This window comes from Posidoniimonas polymericola, assembly GCF_007859935.1.
Taxonomy (GTDB): Bacteria; Planctomycetota; Planctomycetia; order Pirellulales; family Lacipirellulaceae; genus Posidoniimonas; species Posidoniimonas polymericola.
This window is the reverse complement of the sequence record NZ_SJPO01000008.1, coordinates 107761-129468: the sequence shown is the minus strand read 5'-3', so window position 1 is coordinate 129468 and position 21708 is coordinate 107761. Positions and strand designations below refer to the sequence as shown.

Below are 21708 nucleotides of genomic sequence, written 5' to 3'. Positions count from 1 at the left end.
TCGGCAGTAGTGGAGTCGGTGGTAGCGGAATCAGCGCTCATTGCCTCAGTTTGCCATGCCCGCACCGGATTGGCCAGCTCGACAGCGCCAAGCAGCACAGCAGGAGCGACCCGGGCTCTGGGATCGGCGGTGCGGTCGCGGCCGACGAGCCGGCGCCGGGGGATCCGTAGTTCAATCTCCAGAGCTGGTAGTCGGATTCGCCGACGACCCCGTCGAAGTCGCCGTCCGCGTCCAGCAGGGTGGTCGAGCCCCGGGTGTCACGCCACACCGCGTAGTCCGTCGCGTCTACGAGGCCATCGCTGTTGAAGTCGCCGGCCAATCGGACGGGCGCCAATTCGCTGTAAGAAGTGAGCGCGTGGAAATCGATGCCGCCGATGCTGGTCCCGTAGTACGAACGGAGGGAATCCGCCATCTCCAGGAGCGCGTCAAAGCTCGCGAAGGTGTCGCCGGGACCGATCTCGGCCACGTTAAGGCCGATCCGCACCTCGCCATCAAAATTAGCCACTTCGTAGCCGACGCCGCTGACGATGCTGGACAGGGTGCTGCGCTCGTAGGCCATCATCGAGAAGCCGTCGAGTGACAGGGCGATGTCGTCGAACCACTGGTTTCGATCGGCCGGATTGGCCCAGCCGAGGTTGGATGTGAGGTTGTCGAACCACACCGGGAGGTCTGAGTAGATCCGCACGTACGAGCACCCGTTGTCGTCGAGCCGCTCCCGGACGGCTGCGTAGGTGTCGCGCAGCTCGAGCAGAATCGCTTGCCGCTCGGCCGCACTGCCATTCTGGAACGCGCTCGTGACGTGCGGCTCAAGATCGAGGTGCACCGCGTCGAAGCGCTCGCGAGGATCGGTGCGAGCGTTGTTGAATTCGACGAGTCGCGTCTGCACCAGGTCCGCCATCTGCGTCGGGCTGAAGTTGACCAGGCCGAACAGCATCTGCGACGAGATGTTCGCGTCGTCCAGGCTGGCGTTCCAAGAAGCCGGCACCTCGGGCGTAGAATTAGGTAGGGTTCCGAAGCTCGTGTAGATGCGGTCGAAGCCCCAGTGCTTGAAGTTGGCGATCATCTCGCGTTCCTTCGCCTTGTCGCCGAGCACGTTCACAGCGCCGGCCGGGTGCGACGCGCTGCTCCACATCCAGGCCGAATTGGTCGTCTGGGCCGGGGCCCGGGCACACAATGAGACCGCGACCAGCAGCGCCAACAGGCGGCACGGGATACGCGCGCCCAGCGACGCCGCTGCGAGATTGCGTAGGCCTTGGATCAATGTAGGTCCCTTTCCGGAAGTCAAATCCGCCGTGGTCGTGGCGGTAAGAGCCGCCCTGCGGCCGACAAAATCCGGCGGCGTGGGGCGGGCTGGCGTCACTTGGCTCGATCGATCTCGAACAGAAGGTCGTCGCGGTCGCCGTCGATGTCGACGACAAACGGCGTGGTTTCAGGCTTTGCGAACTTGGCGTCCACGTAGGAGATGGGCTCCATCGGCGCCTTCCAGATGGAAAAGGTCACCGCGTACTTGCCGAGAAAGATCCCGTCTCCTGGCTTCCGTGTGTAGACCTCGAATGTGCCGTCGGGTTGGATGGCGCCGCTGGCCGCCTTCCGCACCTCCGCGGTCGAGTCGTCGGTTGGCTGGAACTGCACTAGGCACACCCCACCCTCGGGCACGCTGCCATCCTTGTACAGCACCTTGCCACTAACCTGCGCCGTCGCCGGTCGTCCGCTACACCCAAGCAGAGCCGGGGCGGCGGCCAACAGGAGCAACGCCAGGGCAAGACGCGCCGAGGGCTTCAAGTGATTTGCGTTCAAAACGGTGCGTTCCTGCGGGAAAAAACAACCTGATACTTGTGCTCGTAGAACTGGCGCCGGGGAAAACTGGCGCGCGGCGTCCCCCCGGCAACGGGGCTCACTTACAGACTGCTCCCGTCGGCGCTGCCGATCATAAAGTCCCACAGCGACCCCCAGGGGCCGTGGTCTCCGCTGGTTTCGATGTCATCGCTGACAAACTGCACGCTGCCGTCGCACATCGCCAGGTTCACGCCGCCAACATGAGAGCTGCGAGCCGTCGCCTGCGCGAAGTACCGGTCGGGAACGCAGGACATGCACTCGGCTTGATTCTGGTCTCCCAGGCTGAGGTCGCAGTAAACGTCGTCCGAATTTGGGTAGCACGCATTCGGTCCATTGGCGTCACCCCCGGAGCCGAACATGGCCAGCAGGCTCGCGCCGGCGTGCCCCATTGCCCAGACCCCACGGGCGTCCTTGGAGCTCAGGCCGGCGCGGACCTCTCCAATCATGATCGTCTTGGTCATGCCGTCGCTGATCCGCCTCGCGGAGACCGAGGTGTTGACCCCCATCACCCCGCGACGGCGGGCATTGTCCCTCCAGCCGTCTTTGCCGGAGGACCACGCGGAGCCGCTGGGGCCCTCGGTGCAGTAGTAGTCGTCGGGACCCACAGGGCTAGGGCCACACGGCGCCTTGAACAGGAACGATCCGCCCGCGTTTGCCGCGTAGTTGGTCCGCCCCCAGTTGTCGCCGTGCGCAGGGTAGTTCCCTTCGTAGAGGACTTGGTTGTTCCCGTCGGTCGGGCAGAGGAGCACGGGGATCTGAGCGCCACGCGCCTGGCGGTTGCGCAGTTCGCTATCGGTCGTCCCTCTGCCGTTTATCTTCACCGACAGATCGAAGAGGTCGTAGGTGGCCTGCTGTTCGATGTAGGCGAGAATCTGGATGATCCAGTTGGGGCCAAAATGGATGGGGTGCCCGAGATCGGGGTTCTTCGAGCTGTCGTGCGTCATGCCGATCGGGAACTCTTTCTGTGTGGTTTCGTAGTTGATCACCGCGAGCGCGACGTTCTTGGTGTTGCTCTGGCACTGGGAACGCCGCGCGGCCTCGCGGGCCGACTGGACCGCGGGGAGCAGCATCGCAATGAGGATGCCGATAATGGCGATGACCACCAGCAGCTCCACCAGGGTGAACGCCTTTTTCTTGTGCGCGCGGGGGCTCGACTTATCGTTCTTGATCATCGGATTGGCTTCCTTATCGTTTTGAACCGTCGGCGTTAGAGGCCGGCCAGTTCCTGATGTCGGTTGGCTCGAAGCGGGTCTCTTGATCGGTAGAGAACCGCCAAGCGGTAGTGGGCGTCTTTGAGCCGGTATCGCATCGCGAGGCACGTTTCAAACGCGGCTATCGCTTGTTCCTCGCGGCCGTCCCCGTGCAACGCCACTCCGAGGTGGTAGTGGGCCGATGGGAAGTAGTGAATCAGGCCGACCGCGAGCAGCGAGTGCTCGATGGCGTCGCCGAAAGAGTCCCGTTCCAGGTGCACCGCCGCCAGCCCGTCGTGGGCCATCGGGTTTTCTTCGAGCAGCGACAGGGAGCGTCGGAACACCGACTCGGCGTCGTCCCAGGACTCCGAATCGAGCAGCAGCTGGCCGACGCGGTTGAGGATGCCGGTGTCGTCGGGGCACTGGTCGAGCACCTCCCGCGCCAGCCGCAGCGCTTCGTCCGGCTGGCGGTTCTTTTCCGCCAGCCGGACGCGCATCAGCTGGACAAACGGCGACTGCCCCATCTCGCCGTTGAGCTGATCCAGGATGCTTGCGCACTCCGCCGCGTGGTCGAGCTGCAGGTGGCAGCACGCCGAGTGAGCGAGGTACAGGTCTTTCTTGGCCGGGTCGTCCGCACAGAGTTCCACCAGCTCCTGCCAGATCGGCAGCGACTGCTCCAGGCGGTTGCTGTCGGACAGCGCCAGGGCCAGGTTGGTCTTGAGGTCGATGGTGGTGTTCTGCACGGTCTGCTGAACGTCTTCGCTGGGCGGTTCGATGTACCCCAGGTCCACCAAGTGGCGGAGCGCCTCGGCCGCCTCGACGGGGTCCTCCCGGCGGTCCTCGCTGTGCATGCCGCACTCGCCGTCCACCAGGTCCCAGCTCTTGACGCGTTCGGGCCGCGTTTCTTCGTCGAACGCCTCCAGCCAGGGCCGCCCGTCCATGTCTTCGCCGACCGGCAGCCCGAACAGCGACAGGATGGTGGGCGTCACATCGAGCAGGCAAGCTCCATAAAGCGAATCGTTCTTCTTGAACCCCGGCCCCTTCGCGCAGACCACGCCGAACGGCCGGTGCCAGCTGGTGGGGTCCTTGAACCCGTCTGTGTCGGTCCGCTCGCTCCCGCTGTGGAAGCCGTGGTCGCTCACCAGGATGACGGTGGCGTCCTCGCCGGCGTTGTTCAGCAGCGACTCCAGCATCATGTCGTGGAACCGGTAGCAGTTGACCATCACGTCCTTGAAGATCTCCGCGTCCAGCTCGGAGATGCCCTCTACCGCCGGCGGGTGGTAGGGCATGAAGTGGTGGCCGAACTGGTCGATGGCGTCGTAGTAGACCGCCATGAAATCCCAAGGCTCCTTCGCCATCAGGGCGCACGCCGCGGCCTGGATGCTCGACGTCCGCATCAGCAGTGTGGCCAGCTTACGCAGTCGGTCGTCCTTGGCGCCGTCGATCTCCGCCGCGCGGGTGACAAACGACAGGATGGCCTGGGCGTCGATGTCACGCGGTTTCACCCTCAGCTTGGCCATCGGCTCGATCAGCCGCTCCGGGTGGCAGACGTCGGGAGGCAGGGCGTCGGGGTCCTGGCCCGGCGCCGGCGGATGGACGTAGTAATCGCTCACAACCGCCCCGCGGATCGGCTCGGCCGGGTGACTGGCGAACCAACCCACGACGTTGCTGTTGAGGCCGTTCTGCGACAGGATGTTCCAGATCGCTTTTGTCTTTCGGCTGGTGCTGGTGACGGGCCGTATCCCGGAGCCGTCGGGCAAGGGCTCGGCAAAACCGCAGATGCCGTGCTTGTCGGCCCGTTTGCCGGTGGCGATCGAGTTCCATAGCATCGGCGAAAGGATCGGCCGGATCGTCGCCAGGTTGCCGCTCACGCCGTCTTCGATCAGCGAAGCCAGCGTTGGCATCAGGCCCTGATCGATCAGTGGACGGATCATCAGCCAGTCCGCTGCGTCCCAACCTATCAACAGTACCTTCTCGGCCAGCCGCTTCATCAATCGGTATCTACTCTTCTCAGCCCTGGAGGTGAGGGGTGTCCGTCGGCAGGCAGGGCGCCGATCCAACGGAGCCGACGACGACGCATCGAGGGCGAATACGGCCTCAAACTACCGACGCCGGTGGGAGACCAGCGCGCCGACCCCGGCCGCCAGCAGCGCCAGGGACGATGGCTCGGGAATCGACGAACCCGTCGGCGCGGCCGCCGTGGCGCTGCCCGACGTGCTGCCGAATCGCGATTTCCAGAACTCGTACTCCGACTGCGTAACCAAGTTGTCGGTGTCCGACGGGTCGGTGTTGGGCAGGGTCGTGCTCTGCCCCTTCTGGTCACGCCACACGGTGTAGTCGGCGGCGTCCACGACGCCGTCTGAGTTGTAGTCGCCTGCGACCGGCTCCGGCTTGGCGCCGGCAAGGATCGGAGTGTTGAGATCCGTCTCGTAGGCCCAGTCGTAGAGCGTCCAAACGTGCTCGTAGTAGGGGAAGCTGGCGGTGGTGATGATCTCCGCACGCAGCCGCACCCAGCCGAAGTGCAGGCCGTCGTCGGGGTCGCGGATCGCAATGCCGGCGAACTGATCGCTGGTGGTGTCGCCAAACCCGCCGCCGTCGTCCGCCGGCGAGTACGGGCTGCGAAGACTAGTCTTCAAGACCCCGTACCCGCTCTGCGGAGTGTTCGAGAGGCGACCGGCCTTGACCGTGAGCCCTTCACCAACAGGACCAATCTGATCGCCCGGATGGAAGGCCCGCACGTAGTAGCCCGGGTTGCTGCCCGGGGGATCGTTGAGGCGGGAAAGGGCGTACGAGTACGACTCCGGCGCAGGCTCGCCGGGGTACGCGAGGCCGATAAACCGCCCCGAGGCGTACCACGTACCCCCCGCGTTGTTGCGGAAGTGCAGGTCGAGTTTGCCGGTCGGATCGTTGTCGAGGTTCAGCTCGACAGCCGGATCGCCGCGCATCAACACGATATCCGGCACATCGGTGTAGACGATTGCTCCGCGGGCTGCCTCGCCGCAACCAAACGCCCCCAACCCGGCGGCCATTGAGTAGGACGCCAGCCTCTTTGCTGTCTGATTGGCGCCGCCGCTCTGGTCTGAACGCTTCGAATCTTTGTTCTTCATCGCTGGTCTTTGCCTCAAAGCGAGTTAGCTCGAACTGCTTGCACAGAATTTGACCCACGTGCGCCACCGGGCCCCGCGGCCCGATCGCGTACGCATTCATTCGAAATCGGCCGATCGCCCGCCCTGCTCAGGACGAACGTGAGCGGCTCGCGCCGATGAGGGCGCCCACCCCCGCTGCCAGCAACGCCAAGGACGAAGGCTCGGGAGTGGCGCCCGCGGCGATTGGTGTATCCGGTTCTGACTCGAATGCCCAGTCGAAGATTGTCCCGGTCAGCGGAGCGACGCCGTAGCCGGTGCTCAGGTCGACCGGCTCGGTCTTTACTCGCACCCAGCCGAAGTGCGTCGCGCCGCCGATGTCGAGCTTGATTCCGGCGAACTGCGGGTCGGTTGGGTTGCCGAAGTTTGACAGGTTCGACGTGACGATTCCGTTGTTATTTGCCTCCGGCGTGCCCGGCCCGATTAGGTCTCCCAGCTCGAACGACCGCACGTAGTAGGTGCTGCCCTTGGCCGGTGAGTTTGACAGGTCGGCCGAGGGGGCCACGCCCTGAAACCGAATCCTCGCCAGTCCACCGCCGCCGTTGTTAAAGCGGAAACGGAAATCGTCGACACCGTCGCCATCCATGTCGAAATAACCGCCGGTCGGACTGTCTTGGTTGACAACGATGTCGGGAACGTCTGTGTAGACGATCGCCGCGTCGACCGACTCGCCGAACGCGAAGGCCCCAAGTCCGGCAGCAGCCGTGTAGGAAGATATCTGCTTCGCAATCTGCAGCTTGCTGCGAAGGTTCTGGTGGCTAGTCTCGGAGGCGTGCTTCTTGTTGTGCATTAGGCTACCCGCAGTTTAGGGAAGTGAAGAATCAAGTTGTCGTTCGTTCCGAGTGTCTCTCCTCCGGGCCGCAACGCCCCATCCCGCGTGGCGGCCCGAGGCAGATTGACCTGCGCAGCAGTCGCGAGGTCGGCTGCCGTAACCCAGCCCACCCCCGACAAAAATTGCGCGTGCCTTCTGCCCACAGGCGTCCACAGCGGCCGCCGCCTGAGCTGCCACTCTCTGCGTAGGCTTCAAAATAAACCATGAAACCACGGCATATCTACTTGATTTTTCCCCCTTACTAACACAAATTGTTCCAAAGCAGTGATACGGCTACCTGTAGCCACGTCGGAAATGTGATTTTTGTACTGGTCGCTGGTGGCAGGCCCCCATTGGTAGAAGACATGCAACCAGTCATTGTTCTTCGCAGAGGTTCACGACGAATTCGCCTGTCGCCGCATTGATTAGCTAGCCATGCGTTCAGCCCTACAAGGCAATCTCTAGTATGAAACCGGCATTTGAGAAGCTGATCTCGCCCGAAGGCTGCTCGATCCGTTGCAGCCAAGGGCTCGCCGTCAAGAAGTCAGAAAACCGATGGCACTACCACCCGGAAATTGAGTTGACGCTCATCGAACGCGGCACGGGAACGAGACTTGTTGGCGACCATGTGGAGTCGTACGGGGTCGGTGACATGGTGCTGCTGGGGTCTAATCTTCCGCACCACTGGGCCGTCGTCGAGCCGCGGAAGCAAGACTACACGATCCACCGGGCGATGGTTGTGCAGTTTTCGCCGAGCCTATTCAGCGAGGCATTCGTTGCGGTCCCTGAGATGCAGCCCGTGGGGGAATTGCTGGATCGTGCCAAACGAGGAATTCGGATCACTGGCAAAGCCCGCCGGAATGTCGCCCGAATGATGACCGAAATGCGTGATCAGACAGCGTCGGACCGATTCATCAGCCTGCTGCGATGCCTGTTCTACGTGGCCAGCATCGAGGAGACGACGCTCTTGGCCAGTGAGAGTTATTCTCCGGTGTGGCGCACCAAGGCCGAGTCGCGGCTTAACGACATCCTGACCTACATTCATGTCAATCTGGCCGATCCGGACCTTACCCAGAATGAGCTGGCCGATTTGGCGGGGATGACGCCGTCGGCTTTCAGCCGGTTCTTCCGCAAAGCCACGCAGCGGACGGTCATCAGCTACATCAACGAGAAGCGTATTAGCCTGGCCTGCCGGATGTTGTTGGAACGGGAGCGATCCGTTCTCGACATCTCCCTCGAGGTGGGCTACGACACGGTTTCGTACTTCAATCGCCGGTTTCGCCAGGTCAAGGGCATGACGCCTCGTGAATTCCGCGAGCGGTTTCGAGGGCATGCCGCCTGGGAAAGTCTGGCGTGACACCCTTCGCACGGCGCCCGCAGGCGACGAGTCAGGCGGCCGCAAAGCTCTTGGAGATCCAGGCCTCCGCAAAACATGATCGCAACCCACCTGCCCAGACCGGCACAGCGGCCTGCCGGAGGTAGCCACTGCGGGATTGCTCGCTAGGGGAATCTCCGCGGGCGAGACTTCGCAGGACCGCCTGGTCCGTGGCTAGTCCCCAAACCAGCGGGCCACGACGCGCAGGTCGTCCCAGTCGTCGGCCGGGAGGGAGCCGCTGGTGTCGTTAAAGCCGACGACCGCCGAGCGGTCGTCGCTCGCCAGGACCTCGAAATCGGTATCGATCCACGCGTCGTCTGAGTCCTCGCTCGGCCGGCGGTGGCGACCGTAGATAAAGTACCGGCGGGCACGGTCGGAGTGGTTGGTGATGACGTAGGCGCCGCGATTCCGCTGCTGCCGCGCGCCCTGAACCGGCGCCGACCCGTCGTGACGCCAGACGACCCGCCCCGAGTCGGCCTCGATAATCTGCAGCGAGTTCTGCCAACGCGCGTCAGAGCTAGCCGCGAGCAGCACGCGCTCGCCGGGCCGAACATCAATTATGTAGCCCCTCGCGTCCGGGTTGGCGCGGATATCGGAGGGCTCCGGGAGAGGGTAGTAGGAAACGGACTGCTCCGTTCCGTGGACGCCCGAGTCGGCGGACGTGAACTTTATCATGGCGCGGATGTCGTTGTAGTCGCGGTCGGGCGGCGAGTCGTGCTCCCCCTCCCGCAGCATGCCCGAGTAGCCGCTGTCGTCCCAGCCGAGCACCATCAGCCCATCGTGATCAAGCGAGACCTCAAAATCGCTCTGCCGCCACACCTCTTCTTCCAAACCGTCGTAGAGCATGTGCGAGCCGGTGAAGAGGTAGTGGCGCGAGTAGGGTGAGTCGTTCCACTCGGAGAACTCGCCCACCATCCCCGCCCGCGACTGCCGCACCTTGCTGACGCCGCTCGGCAGGTTGTTGAACTGCAGCGTGCGGCCGGTCAGCTTGCCGGACGCGTCGAACTCGGCGATCGCCAGCGAGTTGCGCCCCATTGCGTCGGTGTCGAAGTAGACGTCCATGCGTTCACCCGGGCGGAGCGAGACAAGGTAGCCGCGTTCCTTCTTCCTGGCGGGGCGGTCGTACCAGGCGGCGCCGCTGCAGAGCGTGAACTGCTGATCGGCGGAGCCGCCGCAGCGAGGCAGCCGCACGCTCGTGATGCCCGCATCGCGGAGCAGGTAGCCGAGCCGCGCGAGCGACTCGTCGTTGCTGATGACCAACCCGTCCTCGCGGAGCAGGTCTTCGGCGGCCGCGGTCCGCGCCGGCCGACTCTGGGCGGCCGGCGGGCCGGTGTCGTTGGTAGAACGCCCGAGCCAGAACGCGGCGACCAGGGCTGCGGCGAGGGTCGCCAGCACGCTCGGCGTGAACCACGGCGAGCGGGTCCGGCCCAGGTCGGCGTTGATGTGCGTCGCCACCAACTCGCACGTCGCCGGCGCGGCGCCGTCCAGCGGGAGCTGGGCGCGGCGCCCCGACAGCCGGACCTCCGCGTCCAGCAGCACGTGCACGCCGACCAGCTTCGCGTAGTGCTCCTGCAGATCCGGGTCGTCACGCAGCAGTCGTTCGAGCTTGGCCGCCTGCTCGGGCGTCGGGCCGTCGTCCGCGCAGGACGAGAAAACCCGCTCCAGTTCTTTCTGCTTTGACAGATCCATCTCAACAGCTCTGCGTTAATAAGTAGCCACCGGGGTACAATCGCCTTGGCGGCGGCCGGCTAACCCGCCGCGATCTTCGATTCAATACAGCTCAGCAGGATCCGGCGGATCCGTTGCAGCGACGAGCGGACCGCGACCTCGGACTTCCCCGCCCGCGCGGAGATTTTGCGGATCGGCAGCCCATCCTCGTACCGCCAGTTGAGCAGATCGAACTGCGTCTGGCCGAGGTTTTTCAGGCAGTCGCGGAGGGCGCCGCGGGTCTCTGGCTGGACGGCGAACTCGTTGTCGCGGCTGGCCAACTGCGACATCAGCTCGAGGCTGAACACGTGTCGGTCGCGGCCGCGGTCGCGGAGGTACGCCTGCACCTGCCACTGCGCCACTGTGCGAGACCACGCGCGGAAGCTGGTGCCCGGCGCGAACTCCGACGCCTTGCGCCACAGCACGAGGTTGGTCTCTTGCAGCACGTTCTCGGCGGCGTTGACGTCGCCGCTGAGGAGCATCGTGATGTAGTGCAACAGCCGCAGCTGCTCGCCGGTTAGCAGCTGGACGAACTCCTCGCCGACGACGGCCGGCTGCTGTTTGACGTTCGGTTCGCTCATAACACTCTCTACCGGCGCCGACCCCCGCGGTCGGCCAAGCGGTGGCGGTTTCTCCACGCAGGCGCACCGCGCACACTGCCCAATGAACCTGATACCAAACCGGGCCGTTTTGTGGCGGACGAATTCCTCGATTCCAGCAGATTTCCCCAAATGTTTAGCCCCGGAACTCCGCGGCCGCTTTTCTTGAAGAAAACGACCCAATCGCCGCCACAAACCGGCCCCGGCCGGTATTCACATGCATCCACCCGTCTACCTCGTGCTGTGCGACGCAAGCGCCAACTCATCCCTGCCCGCGGCGGCGCGCGTCCACCACCGGCCGCTTGGCAGGATCCACCACCACGGGAAGTGAAACGTGAAACGACCGGCATACCAATCGAAAGCAGTCTCGCGAGGCTTCACCCTGGTCGAGCTGCTGGTCGTGATCGCGATTATCGGCGTGCTGATCGCCCTGCTGCTGCCCGCAGTCCAAGCCGCCCGAGAGGCCGCGCGGCGGGCCCAGTGCACCAGCCAACTGAAGAACCTCACGCTGGCGATGATCAACCTGGAGTCCGCCACCGGGAGGATGCCCTCCTCAGGCTGGCGTGGCAACTGGACCGGCGACCCCGACCGGGGTCTCGACCACACGCAGCCCGGCGGCTGGATCTTCGCGATCCTCCCCTACATCGAAGAGCAAGCCTTGTTTGAGCGGGGCCAGGGGCTGACCGGCTCGGCGCGTGGCGCACAGCTTGCCGAGCGCGACCGCACGCCCATCGCGGTGCTCAACTGCCCGTCGCGTCGCAGCGGCGGCCCCTACCCCCAAGCCAATGGCGATCCCTACCCACCCGCAGGTCGGACGGCCTACTCGGGCGATGGCAAGGGCGGCGCCGCAGGGTATCTCCAGCCGGCCGCGGCCCGGAGTGACTACGCCACGAACGTCGGTGACGAGACCGGCTTTGACGGCGTCTGCCAAACTCTGTCGCCCTCGAACTACAACTCGCTGCCCGCCAATTTCCCGCCGAAGGCAAGCGAGTTCACGGGCATCAGCTTCTGCGGCACCGCGGCCAAGCTGCGTCAGATCCCCGACGGCCTGAGTAAGACTATCGCCCTGGGTGAGCGCTGGGTTCCGGTGGCTTCCTACACAGGCGAGGTCTACTTTAAGGCCGACGACTGGGCCATGTACACGGGCTTCCAGGACGACACCGTCCGCTCGACCTACTACGACGGCCGCACCGCGAACCACACACCCCGCAGCGACGCCGACGAGTCGTACCCCACCACCGACCTCAACGCCCGCGAGGCGTTCGGTAGCGCCCACCCCGGCGGGTGCCTGTTCTCGATGTGCGACGGCTCGGTGTCGCTTGTCGCCTACTCTGTCGACGCCGAGGCCTTCCGTCAGATGGGCCACCGCGCCGATGGCGGCGAGGTGAAAGTGTACTCGCGTCGCTAACGGCGGCGTGCGTCCGTCGATCCCCGCCCACGCCCGGGCACAGGCGGGGTCCACATTCTTAGATCTAGTCCCCCTTGCTCTTCCTTCAATAAGCCAGCCATGACTACACCACGAATCGCCAGCCTGATTGCCGCGGCTTCCGCACTTCTCGCCGCACACAATACGTTCGCGTTGAGCATCCTCACCCCGGGCGACCCGATCATCGCCATTGACTTCGATGTCAGCACCGGCAGCGACGTGCGCTCGGGCCAGCTTGCGGACCTGCTGCTCGACGGCAATCCAGCCACGAAGACACTCAACCGGGGCGGCAACAACGCGGGGTTCATCGTCACGCCGTCGGCGTCATCGATCGTCCAGAGCTTCGTGATGACCACCGCCAATGACGCCGAGGGACGCGACCCCGCGTCGTGGATCCTGTACGGCACCAACGACCCGGTCACCAGCACCGAGGGGAGCAACGGCCGCAACGAGAACTGGTCGGCGATCTCCCTGGGCGACCTCACCCTGCCGTCGGCTCGGCAGACAGCGGCCGACCCGGTCGGCTTCGCCAACGCCGCGTCCTACTCGTCGTACAAGATGGTCTGGCCGACCATGAAGGACCCCAACCAGCTGCTCACCCAGGTGGCGGACATCTCGTTCTACAGCTTGCTCGACGGGAGCGGCTCGAACCTCCTGTCGCCGACCGACCCGATCATCTCGATCCGCGACGTCGACTACCGGTCGGAGAGCCGGATCTCTGGCACCGGATCGCCGACCCACGCGATCGACGGCGACCTCAATACCAAGTACCTCAACTTCGGCGAGGAGAACTCCGGCTTTATCGTCACCCCCTCACTCGGCTCGTACGCCGTCTCCAGCTTCCAGATCACGACCGGCAACGACTGGGAGAACCGCGACCCCGCGTCTTGGGCGCTCTACGGCACCAACGACCCGATCACCTCGGCCGACAACAGCGACGGCCAAGAAGAGAACTGGACGCTGATCGACTCAGGATCGGTTGAGCTGCCTTCCGACCGCAAGGCGCTCGGACCCGTCGTCGACGTGAACAACACGGCCGGCGTGTTCAGCTCCTACCGAATGGTTTTCCCGACCGTGCGTGACCCTGAGGGGACGCAGGCCAACTCCATGCAGATCACCGACATCCAGTTCTTCGTCGACGACGCCGCGACCCTCGTCGTGGACCGGCAGACCGGCGAGGTAAAGATCCGCGCCGACCAGGCGATGACCTTCTCTGGGTACGAGGTCACCTCATTGATTAACCAGACCCTCTCCCCCTCCGCCTGGGACTCGGTCGCCTCGACCAATGGCGACCCGGGCGACACATGGACCGAGTCCGCCGAGTCCGGTCCCGCCGGCCTCGCAGAGAGCGACACCGCCGGGGGCGACGACAACGGCATTACGCTCGCAGCGGGACAGATGCTCAGCCTCGGGTCTATTCGGTCAATCCTGCCCGCCGGCTTTGACGACCTGCAGTTCAGCCTATTCGGACTCGACGGCGCCAAGTTCGCCGACGGCGTTGAGTACGTCGGAAACGAGGTTGACGCCGGCGACTACAACGCGGACGGCGTGATCGACCTCAACGACTGGCAGATCTTCCGCGCGGGCTACGGCGGCGATTTCGACGGCATGACCGCGGCCCAGGCCTACCTTAACGGCGACCTCGACGGCGACTTCGACAGCGATTTCTACGACTTCCGGATGCTGGTCGAGCTCGCCGGCGGCGAGGCGGCCCTGTTCAGCTACGCCCCGGTCCCCGAGCCGGGCGTGGCTTCCCTGGCGTTGCTCGCGGGGTGCTTTGGCGCAGTGGTCGGCGCTAGGCGTCGGGCCGCGGCAGCCCTGGCGGTGATCGCGGCGGTCGGCGTCGCGGCGCCCGGGTCGACCGCATCGGCCCAAACGTTTTCCGTTGTGGGTGGCCAGCCAAACCTGATCACAATCCCGGCTGGTCAGGCCAACGACATGGAAACACAGGGGCCGGAACAGCTCTTCGACGACACCTATCTCGACGAGGGGAGCAACATCAACGAAGAGATGTTCGTGCTCGACTACAACGACCCCAACCTGATCGGCTCGTACGCCCAGTACGCGGGCGACGGCGTCGGCCCGATGACGCTGTTCATGGACTACGGCTCGACGGTCTCGGCCAACTGGTTCGCGTACGCCCAGCGGTCCGGGGGCAACCCACTGGCCGACCGCGTGGGCAAGTTCGAGTTCTGGTTCAGCAACACCGACTTCGGCGACACCCTGCCCGAGACCGGGCCGGACGCGGTTGTCGACCTGCTGCCGGACGACCAGCGCCTCATCGGGGCGGCGTTGCGGCCGTACACACTGTCCGGCGACCACTCCGGCCGGTTTGTCGCGGTCCGTCTGACCGCGGCGGCGGTTGCCCTCAGTCAGCCCACCAACAATATCGGCGGGCACGAGTTCCGCCTGCTCGACGGGCCGGGCGACGTCGTGCTCCAGGTGAATCGCGCTACGGGTGAGATGAGCCTCAGCAACAACCAGCCGGGCGCGCAGAACATCGAGATGAAGACCATCAACATCTCGAGCCCAATCGGCGCCCTGCAGTCCGATGAATTCAATGGCCTGGGCGGCGACGCCGCGGCCTTCCCCGCCGGGACCGGGCAGGGCGACGGCTGGGAGATCGGCGAGTCCTCCAGCAGCTACCGGCTGGCGGAAGCGTTCTGGTCGGGCGGCTCGGTTCTCACCGCTGGCGCCTCGGGGCTGTCGCTGGGCGCGGCCTACAACGAGCTGTTCGTCTCGGAGGACGTCGTGTTTCAGTGGATGAACTCCGACGGCAAGGTGTACGACGGGCGGGTCGAGTATGTCGGGGTCGCCCCCGAGGTGCTGCACGGCGACTACAACGACGACGGCGTCGTCAACGCCGCCGACTACTCGATTTGGCGCGACGCTGCGGGGACGACCGCGTCCCTGCCCAACGACCCGACGCCGGGCGTCGTTGACGCAAGCGACTACACCCGCTGGGCCGCCAACTACGGAATGGTGGACGGCGTCGTACCTGCGGCCGCCGCGCCAGAGCCCGCGGCTGTCGTCCTGCTGCTCGGACTGGCGGGCGGAGTGTCTGCTCGCCGGCGGGTCCGGTAGTTCGTCCCGCAGGCCGGATTCTGGCGTCTGTTTCCCTGGGGGCAGTGGGGACCGGCGACCGGGCGCCGGCCTGCGGCGGCGATGACTTCCTGGCGCCCCAGCACCAGGAAGGTCGTTCCGGGACGGTCAGCAATAAATTTCCGCGTCGCTTCATTCTGCTGGGCGAATGCCGCCGCCAGCCAATCTGCGGGCCAAGTTCAGCCATTCACTCTCCTTGGCCAGCCGCTTAATGCGTTCGTCCTCTATGTAGCCCTTCGGTTTGCTCTCATCCGCGACGCCCACCCCTTAGGTGCACGGCTCGAGACCGCCCGCCACTAGCAGCTGCATCACCATCGAGTGCCCGAACGGGGCAGGCCCGTGACATTCGTGAGGAAGTCTGGCTTGGGTATCGCCGGCATCTTGGGGGCTCCAGGCATCACAGAAGCGGGCTGCGTTGGTTCGATTCTCTCCCGAGGACGCGGCGCCCGCCCCCGGCAGGCTTCGCGGCGGTGATCGCGACGAGGTACAATCAGGGGTCCCTCCGGCACGCCCTGCCCCACCTGCTCTGCGCCATGAAAATCCCCCTGCGAGATTCCCTCACGCCCAAACACTGCCGGCCGGGCGTCGCGACCTGGCTCGCCTTGCTGATCGTCATGGCCATGCCGCCCGCCGTCCGCGCGGCCGACGGACCGATCCAACTGCGCGTGATGAGCTACAACATCCACCACGGCGAGGGCGTCGACGGCAAGATTGATCTCTCCCGCATCGCCCGCGTCATCAACGACGCCCGCGTCGATGTAGTAGCGTTGCAGGAAGTTGACTCCGGAGTAGAACGCACCGCGGGGGTCGACCAGCCGCGGGAGCTTGCGCGTCTCACAGGACTCGCGATCGTGTTCGGAGACAACATTGCCTACCAGGGCGGTCGGTACGGCAACGCCGTCTTGTCGAGGTTTCCGGTGGAAGAGTGCGTCAACCACCCTCTCCCGAGTCACTACGAAGGGGAGCAACGCGGCGTCATGCGTGTGGTGTTGAAAACGCCCGATGGGTGGCCGGCGGTGCGGGTGCTGGCAACCCACTTCGACTACCGCCAGGGGAGCACCGAGCGGCTCGACTCGGCCGAGGTGGTCAATCAACTGCTGCGTGACACAGCGCCCGACGCTCGCTCGCTGACGCTGCTTGTGGGGGACCTCAATGCCCAACCGGGCAGCCCCACGCTCCTCAGGCTAGCCGAGCAATGGCGTTCGGCCAGCGCCGCTCCGGCGCCGACGTTCCCGGTTGATCACCCCACTCGGCAGATCGACCACGTGCTTGTCGGCAAGTCCTCGCGTTGGCAGAACGAGTCGTTCGAGGTCCTTGCTGAACCGACCGCCTCGGACCACCGGCCGATTGTCGCCACGCTGCGGTTCGCGCCTCAGCAGTTGGACTAGCAGGCGGCCGAGCGTTCACCGGCCGGGCAGCTTGACCACGGTAAACCAGTACTTCTTGAGCGTCGCCAAACACTCGCGGAACTGTGTCAGGCCGACCGGTTTGGTGATAACGCTGTTGGCCTGACGCGAGTAGCTTTCTATGAGATCGCGTTCGTCGTCCGAGGTGGTCAGGACGACAACCGGAATGCACTTGAGCTCCGGGTCGGACTTGACCTCCTTGAGCACCTCGCGGCCATCCATACGCGGCATGTTGAGGTCGAGCAGGATCAGGTCGGGCCGCGGCGCATACTCGTACGGCGGCGCCCTACGCAGGAAGTCCATCGCCGCGACACCGTCTTCGACGCGGTGCGTGTTGACCATCACACGGTCTCGCGCGAGCGACTTGAGCGACAAGAAGTAGTCGTCGTCGTCGTCCTCGACAAACAGAATCTCAATCGGCGCTTCCACAGGCATAGATCTGCTCCCCGCTGTTGATGGTGGCTTGATCTTCCGCCGTGATTAACTGGAAGCGGAACACACTCCCACCGCCCGGCGCCGGGTCGACCCAGATAGAGCCCCCAAATCGCTCGACGACACGGCGGCAGAGCGCCAGTCCAATACCGGTTCCGCTGTACTTGTCGCGAGAATGCAGACGCTGAAAGATCTGGAATACTTTGGCGGCGTACTCCTGGGGAATGCCGATCCCGTTGTCCTCGATCGAGACAACGCACTCCCGGCCCTGACCCTCAGCGGTGATATTGATCACCGGAGGCTCGCTGCTGCGGTACTTGAGCGCGTTGCCGATCAGGTTCTGAAACAACAGCGTGAGTTGACTCTCGTCGGCCATCACACGCGGCAGCCCCTCGCACTCAACGCGGGCCTGGCTCTCTTCAATCTGCAAGGCCAGGTTGTCGAGCGCAGCGTTCAGGCAGGCGTTGGCGTCGGTCGGCGCCAGCGGCTCGCCCTGGGTCGCGATCCGAGAGAGGCTGAGCAGGTCCTTGACGAGCACCCGCAGCCGTTCTGCGCCGTTGATCGAGACGTCCAGGTAGCTGACCGCTTCCGGGTCGAGCTGATCGCCCTTCTCTTCCTTCAGCAGCTGGCAGTAAGAAGAGATCTTGCGGAGCGGCTCCTGCAGGTCGTGCGAGGCGACGAAAGCGAAGGTCTCAAGCTCTTGGTTGCTGCGGAGCAGCGCGGCGTTGGCTTCCGCCAGCTCTCCGCTCTTGGCATCAATCGCCCGCGCCATCGCCGACCGTTCGCTCGTGTCGACAATCGCGCTGACTACTCGCAAACCGTTTCGGGTCTGCACCGGCTGGAGCCCGATCTCGACCGGGAACTCCTCGCCGTTGGCCCGCAGTCCAAATAGCTCGCGACCGGCCCCCATACGGCGGACGGATGGATCGTTGAAGTAGTTGTCCCGCTGCGCGGGGTGCGCCGCGCGGTAGCGTACTGGCAGCAGCACTTCGATCGGGCGCCCGACCAAGTCTTCGCGTTTCCAGCCGAAGATCCGCTCCGTAACGCCGTTGACCATGATGATCACGCCACTTTCATCAGCCATGACGATGCCGGTGGGCGACGACTCGATTACCTGCAGGGCTTCGTGCTGCGCGAGCTGGAGCTCCCCGGTACGTTGCTCAATGAGTGTCTCACATTCGTCAGGGCTGCGGTACGCCATCGCCAGCGGAGCAATCCTGACGAGCGCGACCACCGTGGTCACCGAAACGAAAGCGGTCGCCGCCTTGAGGCAGCCCGCCAAGCCGTAAGCGGGCCACCAGAAGATAACGGCCTCCATCAGGTGGGACAGGCCGCACAGCAGGATGAACGCCCCAAACAGCAGGTACACCCTGCGGAATGGCAGGTCGGGCCGGGTGCGGGCGAACCAGCCGAGCGTCAATGGGATCGCGAGATACGCCGCCCAGATCAGGGTATCCGAGACAATATGCAGCCAACCGATCCCGGCCGTCCAACGTCCGCACCGCCAACGAGGTGGGTACGGGGAGGTGTCGAGGACCCAACCCAGGAATGGCGCGGCCGACGCCTCGCTGCCGCCGCCGCCCGGCGCCGACGCGTCGACGCAGCAGCTGGGGATCCCGGCAGTTTTAGCGGGCGGGCCGTCACTGGCCGAGGCCACACCCGCTGCGGCCAGACAGGTCAGCAACGCGCCGGCAAAGCACAGCGCCCGCTCACAGCCGCGCGGGCTGGCAGGTGGGCGCCAAGCTGAGCACAGCCTCGCGCAGCTGCTCCCACTCGTAGGGCTTGTTAAGGAACTCATCCGCTCCGAGTCTCCGCATTTGATGTTCGATCGTGGGCTCGCGCCGCCCCGTCAGAACAATGACCGGGATCGACGCGGTGGCGGGCGACTCCTTCAGCCTGCGCAGCACATAGTCCCCGTTCCCGTCGGGGAGCTCGTAATCCAACAGGATCAGGCTCGGCGTATCGAAGAACGCGCGTCGGTAGCCGTCACGCCCCGCGACGGCGCGGCGGACATCCAACCCAAGCTCTTCCATACGGCAAGAGATTGACCAAAAAACGTCCTCGTCGTCTTCTATCGACAGGATCCAAGGACGCGGGTCCTCGGTTGATTCCGTTTGTGGGATGCCGTCGGACTCGCGGCCGGGTGAGAGCATCTCGAACGCTGCATCTATTAGATTCACTTTTGACGCTTCTTCGGGTTGCTCGCCCCGGGGTGTCCCCACGACGATCGGCGGCAGTAGCGCGCCGGTCCCGGGGGCCGGCGACTCTTCAGTTGGGTCGTTATCGCCTTCCGCATGCAGCAGCTCGCCGATGAGCGGCTCGATCCGCGACCACAGTTCCGGACCCTTGGGCACGTAGTAAGCGCACAGCTGGTGGCAACGCCGGACGGTGTCCTCGCAGACCGCGCCGGTCATCACGATCACCGGGATCTTGGCGAGCTCGTGGTGGTCGGCCATCATCTCGCACACCCCCAGACCGTTTCCGTAGGGCATATTCACGTCGAGGATCACGAGGTCCGGCAGGGTCTCCTCGGCCTTGCCGAGGGCCGACATCGCGTTGGCGGCGATGTCGGCGGTTAGCCCCAGCGACTCGCAGCGGCGGGCGAGCAGTTCGGCGAGGTCGAGGTCGTCGTCGGCAATAAGCACAGTCTTGTTCATGGCGTCGGTCTCTGATGCAGCGCGTGTGGTCGAGAAAAGAGAAATAAGAAAAGGTGTCGGCGTGCGCGTCTAGGCGAGCGCCGATTTCAAGGCAGCCAGCAGCTTCTTGTGGTCGTAAGGCTTGTGGATGAAGAACCGGGCGCCGGCGTCTAGCGCACGCTGCTCGTCGCGGAGACTGGCCGACAGCATCACCACCGGAATCTCCGCGGTCGCCGCGGTCGCCTTCAGGCCCTCCATCGCCTTCAGGCCGTTCATCCGGGGCATCATCATGTCCAGCAGGATCGCGTCAGGGGGCGAGGTCACCGCCGACTCCAGCCCGTCGACCCCGTCGGATGCCTGGGTGGTGTCGTAGCCCGCGACGCCAAGCCACATCGCGACGCTCTCGCGAATGTCTTCCTCGTCTTCAACGATCAGCACGCGGCTAGGGCTGTTCATGGCGGATCCTCTTCTAAACAGTAAGCGTGACGTTCTCAGCCGGGGCGGCAAGTTCCTCCCGCACGCATTGGAACTCGGTGAGGCGTTGGTCCAGCGTTGATTGGGTCTCCCAGACACAGCGGAGCGTCACCTCAAAGTCGGGAAGCGGGCCCAGCGGGCGATTGCGGTTGGCGCGTTGGAGTTCTTGCTTCATGCGGTCGCACCACTGCGCGGCCTCGACGGAGCCGACCGCCATCACGACCAGCCACGCCCGCTCGCCTACCCGCAGCAGCAGATCGCCGCGCCGGACAAAGCAATTGAGAAAGTTGTCCAATTCGTCGGCCGACTGCTCGGACACCGCCTCATCAACCCGCAGCTCTTTGAGGCGTAGTTCGGGCGCGCCCGGATGACCTCGCAGCCAGCGCCGCAGCACCTCGTCGGGCTCGGCGACCGGGATCGTGAACGAGAACGTGCTGCCCTTGCCGACCTCGCTCTCGACCGACAGCTCGCCCAGGTTCAGCCGGCACAGCATGTGGGCGATGTTGAGACCCAGTCCAAACCCCTTAGAAGCGATGCCGCCGGCGTTGCTGAGCTGTTCGAAGCGCTGGAATATCTTCTTGAGCGAATCGTGATCGATGCCGGGGCCGGTGTCGGTCACGCCGATGCGGACCTGCCTGTCCCGTGGTTCGTGCCGGGCCCAGAGCGACACCTCGCCACCCTTGCCAGAGTACTTGACTGCATTGACGGTCAGGTTGGTAAGCACCCGGCTAACCTGCTCGCAGTCGCAGAACACCCGCGGTGTGTTGTCGTCGCAGTCGATAGTTAGCGCAACCTGATTGACCTCGGCCCGTTGCACAAGCAGCGGCGCGACGCGGTCCAGAACGCTGCCGAGTTCGACCGGACGGCGCCACGTCCCGAGCAGTCCCGACTCGAGCTTGCTGGCGTCGAGCAGGTCGTCGACCATGTTGTTGAGGTCGTCGGCCCGGACGCTTACCTTGTTGAGCATCCGCCGCTGCTCGGCGTTGATCTCGCCGATCAGCCCCTCGCTGATCATCGCGACGTAGTCCTTGATGACCGTCAGCGGTGTCCGCAGGTCGTGCGAGACGTTGTCGACAATCTCCTGCGCGGTGTTGTAGAGCCGTTTCAGGTCCTCGTTCTTCCGCGTCAGCAGCATCTGACTCGACTCGAGCTCAGCGACAAGCGAGGTGACCTCGTTGAGTGCGTTCTGCCGCTGCACCGCGTGCATCACGGCCCGCGTCACGGCCCGGCCGCCGACCTCTCCCTTGACCAGGTAGTCCTGCGCGCCGGCGTCGACGATCTCGTGCTCGATCGCCTCGTCGTCGAGCGAGGTCAGCACCAGGATCGGGGTCCGACCCGCGTGCTGGCGGAGCCGCGACACGGTCTCGACGCCGACACTGTCGGGCAGGGACAAGTCGGTCAGCACGACGCTGAAGTCGCGCGACGACAGGTGCTCGACCGCCTCGGCGAAAGACTCCGCGGAGGTGATGCAGATCTTCCCGCGGTCGCGGCGGAGCTGCTTTTCCAAGAGGAACCGGTCGTCGGGGTCGTCCTCAACGAGGAGGACTTCGATGGGGTCGTTCAACTGCATG

Annotated in this window: 17 protein-coding genes; 4 read left to right on the top strand and 13 right to left on the bottom strand. The window is 64.9% G+C overall.

Annotated features, from left to right (window positions below; genetic code table 11):
- Window positions 1-37: 37 nt before the first annotated feature.
- The 6 genes from Pla123a_RS16560 to Pla123a_RS16535 all read right to left on the bottom strand — a co-directional run bounded on the left by Pla123a_RS16560 (window position 38) and on the right by Pla123a_RS16535 (window position 6959).
- A complete protein-coding gene (locus tag Pla123a_RS16560; RefSeq protein WP_146588980.1) occupies window positions 38-1261 on the bottom strand; it encodes a hypothetical protein in 1224 nt (407 codons plus the stop codon).
- A gap of 95 nt (window positions 1262-1356) precedes the next feature.
- Window positions 1357-1797, bottom strand: coding sequence for a hypothetical protein (locus tag Pla123a_RS16555; protein ID WP_146588978.1), 441 nt, complete (start codon window positions 1795-1797; stop codon window positions 1357-1359).
- A gap of 101 nt (window positions 1798-1898) precedes the next feature.
- Entirely contained in the window at window positions 1899-3008 is a 1110-nt protein-coding gene (locus Pla123a_RS16550) for a DUF1559 domain-containing protein (protein WP_146589288.1), read from the bottom strand.
- Window positions 3009-3043: 35 nt separating this feature from the next.
- The gene (locus Pla123a_RS16545) at window positions 3044-5017 is read right to left on the bottom strand and encodes an alkaline phosphatase family protein (protein WP_146588976.1); all 1974 of its coding nucleotides are present in this window, start codon (window positions 5015-5017) and stop codon (window positions 3044-3046) included.
- A gap of 111 nt (window positions 5018-5128) precedes the next feature.
- Complete coding sequence (locus Pla123a_RS16540) at window positions 5129-6133, bottom strand: PEP-CTERM sorting domain-containing protein (protein WP_146588974.1); 1005 nt, start codon at window positions 6131-6133, stop codon at window positions 5129-5131.
- Window positions 6134-6260: 127 nt separating this feature from the next.
- Window positions 6261-6959: a PEP-CTERM sorting domain-containing protein gene (locus Pla123a_RS16535; protein ID WP_146588972.1), complete on the bottom strand. Its 699-nt coding sequence runs from the start codon at window positions 6957-6959 to the stop codon at window positions 6261-6263.
- A gap of 487 nt (window positions 6960-7446) precedes the next feature.
- On the opposite strand from Pla123a_RS16535, the gene Pla123a_RS16530 reads away from it, so the two are divergent.
- Entirely contained in the window at window positions 7447-8337 is an 891-nt protein-coding gene (locus tag Pla123a_RS16530; protein ID WP_146588970.1) for an AraC family transcriptional regulator, read from the top strand.
- 192 nt (window positions 8338-8529) lie between these two features.
- Here the strand turns inward: Pla123a_RS16530 and Pla123a_RS16525 are convergent, their stop codons facing one another.
- Both Pla123a_RS16525 and Pla123a_RS16520 read right to left on the bottom strand, forming a co-directional pair.
- Entirely contained in the window at window positions 8530-10044 is a 1515-nt protein-coding gene (locus Pla123a_RS16525) for a hypothetical protein (protein ID WP_146588968.1), read from the bottom strand.
- A 59-nt stretch (window positions 10045-10103) separates the two neighbouring features.
- Window positions 10104-10643, bottom strand: coding sequence for a sigma-70 family RNA polymerase sigma factor (locus tag Pla123a_RS16520; protein WP_146588966.1), 540 nt, complete (start codon window positions 10641-10643; stop codon window positions 10104-10106).
- 352 nt (window positions 10644-10995) lie between these two features.
- On the opposite strand from Pla123a_RS16520, the gene Pla123a_RS16515 reads away from it, so the two are divergent.
- From Pla123a_RS16515 to Pla123a_RS16505, 3 genes are all read left to right on the top strand, one after another.
- Window positions 10996-12069 carry a DUF1559 family PulG-like putative transporter gene (locus Pla123a_RS16515; RefSeq protein ID WP_146588964.1) on the top strand — a complete coding sequence of 358 codons (1074 nt, stop codon included), beginning with the start codon at window positions 10996-10998 and terminating at the stop codon, window positions 12067-12069.
- Between the two features lie 99 nt (window positions 12070-12168).
- Window positions 12169-15171 carry a PEP-CTERM sorting domain-containing protein gene (locus Pla123a_RS16510; RefSeq protein WP_146588962.1) on the top strand — a complete coding sequence of 1001 codons (3003 nt, stop codon included), beginning with the start codon at window positions 12169-12171 and terminating at the stop codon, window positions 15169-15171.
- Window positions 15172-15722: 551 nt separating this feature from the next.
- Window positions 15723-16577, top strand: coding sequence for an endonuclease/exonuclease/phosphatase family protein (locus tag Pla123a_RS16505; RefSeq protein ID WP_231956516.1), 855 nt, complete (start codon window positions 15723-15725; stop codon window positions 16575-16577).
- Window positions 16578-16592: 15 nt separating this feature from the next.
- Here the strand turns inward: Pla123a_RS16505 and Pla123a_RS16500 are convergent, their stop codons facing one another.
- From Pla123a_RS16500 to Pla123a_RS16480, 5 genes are all read right to left on the bottom strand, one after another.
- Window positions 16593-17030 carry a response regulator gene (locus tag Pla123a_RS16500; protein ID WP_146588960.1) on the bottom strand — a complete coding sequence of 146 codons (438 nt, stop codon included), beginning with the start codon at window positions 17028-17030 and terminating at the stop codon, window positions 16593-16595.
- Complete coding sequence (locus tag Pla123a_RS16495; protein WP_197528049.1) at window positions 17008-18684, bottom strand: sensor histidine kinase; 1677 nt, start codon at window positions 18682-18684, stop codon at window positions 17008-17010. Before Pla123a_RS16495 ends, Pla123a_RS16500 begins: the two co-directional genes overlap by 23 nt.
- A gap of 52 nt (window positions 18685-18736) precedes the next feature.
- Complete coding sequence (locus tag Pla123a_RS16490) at window positions 18737-19684, bottom strand: response regulator (protein WP_146588955.1); 948 nt, start codon at window positions 19682-19684, stop codon at window positions 18737-18739.
- A 69-nt stretch (window positions 19685-19753) separates the two neighbouring features.
- Window positions 19754-20119: a response regulator gene (locus tag Pla123a_RS16485; RefSeq protein ID WP_146588953.1), complete on the bottom strand. Its 366-nt coding sequence runs from the start codon at window positions 20117-20119 to the stop codon at window positions 19754-19756.
- Between the two features lie 13 nt (window positions 20120-20132).
- The gene (locus Pla123a_RS16480) at window positions 20133-21707 is read right to left on the bottom strand and encodes an ATP-binding response regulator (protein ID WP_146588951.1); all 1575 of its coding nucleotides are present in this window, start codon (window positions 21705-21707) and stop codon (window positions 20133-20135) included.
- Window position 21708 lies beyond the last annotated feature (1 nt).

Bases quoted from the DNA above. Each gene is read 5' to 3' on its own strand.
- Pla123a_RS16550 (WP_146589288.1), bottom strand. From the start codon at position 3,008: ATGATCAAGAACGATAAGTCGAGCCCCCGCGCGCACAAGAAAAAGGCG.
- Pla123a_RS16545 (WP_146588976.1), bottom strand. From the start codon at position 5,017: ATGAAGCGGCTGGCCGAGAAGGTACTGTTGATAGGTTGGGACGCAGCG.
- Pla123a_RS16540 (WP_146588974.1), bottom strand. From the start codon at position 6,133: ATGAAGAACAAAGATTCGAAGCGTTCAGACCAGAGCGGCGGCGCCAAT.
- Pla123a_RS16535 (WP_146588972.1), bottom strand. From the start codon at position 6,959: ATGCACAACAAGAAGCACGCCTCCGAGACTAGCCACCAGAACCTTCGC.
- Pla123a_RS16530 (WP_146588970.1), top strand. From the start codon at position 7,447: ATGAAACCGGCATTTGAGAAGCTGATCTCGCCCGAAGGCTGCTCGATC.
- Pla123a_RS16525 (WP_146588968.1), bottom strand. From the start codon at position 10,044: ATGGATCTGTCAAAGCAGAAAGAACTGGAGCGGGTTTTCTCGTCCTGC.
- Pla123a_RS16520 (WP_146588966.1), bottom strand. From the start codon at position 10,643: ATGAGCGAACCGAACGTCAAACAGCAGCCGGCCGTCGTCGGCGAGGAG.
- Pla123a_RS16510 (WP_146588962.1), top strand. From the start codon at position 12,169: ATGACTACACCACGAATCGCCAGCCTGATTGCCGCGGCTTCCGCACTT.
- Pla123a_RS16505 (WP_231956516.1), top strand. From the start codon at position 15,723: ATGAAAATCCCCCTGCGAGATTCCCTCACGCCCAAACACTGCCGGCCG.
- Pla123a_RS16500 (WP_146588960.1), bottom strand. From the start codon at position 17,030: ATGCCTGTGGAAGCGCCGATTGAGATTCTGTTTGTCGAGGACGACGAC.
- Pla123a_RS16490 (WP_146588955.1), bottom strand. From the start codon at position 19,684: ATGAACAAGACTGTGCTTATTGCCGACGACGACCTCGACCTCGCCGAA.
- Pla123a_RS16485 (WP_146588953.1), bottom strand. From the start codon at position 20,119: ATGAACAGCCCTAGCCGCGTGCTGATCGTTGAAGACGAGGAAGACATT.
- Pla123a_RS16480 (WP_146588951.1), bottom strand. From the start codon at position 21,707: ATGCAGTTGAACGACCCCATCGAAGTCCTCCTCGTTGAGGACGACCCC.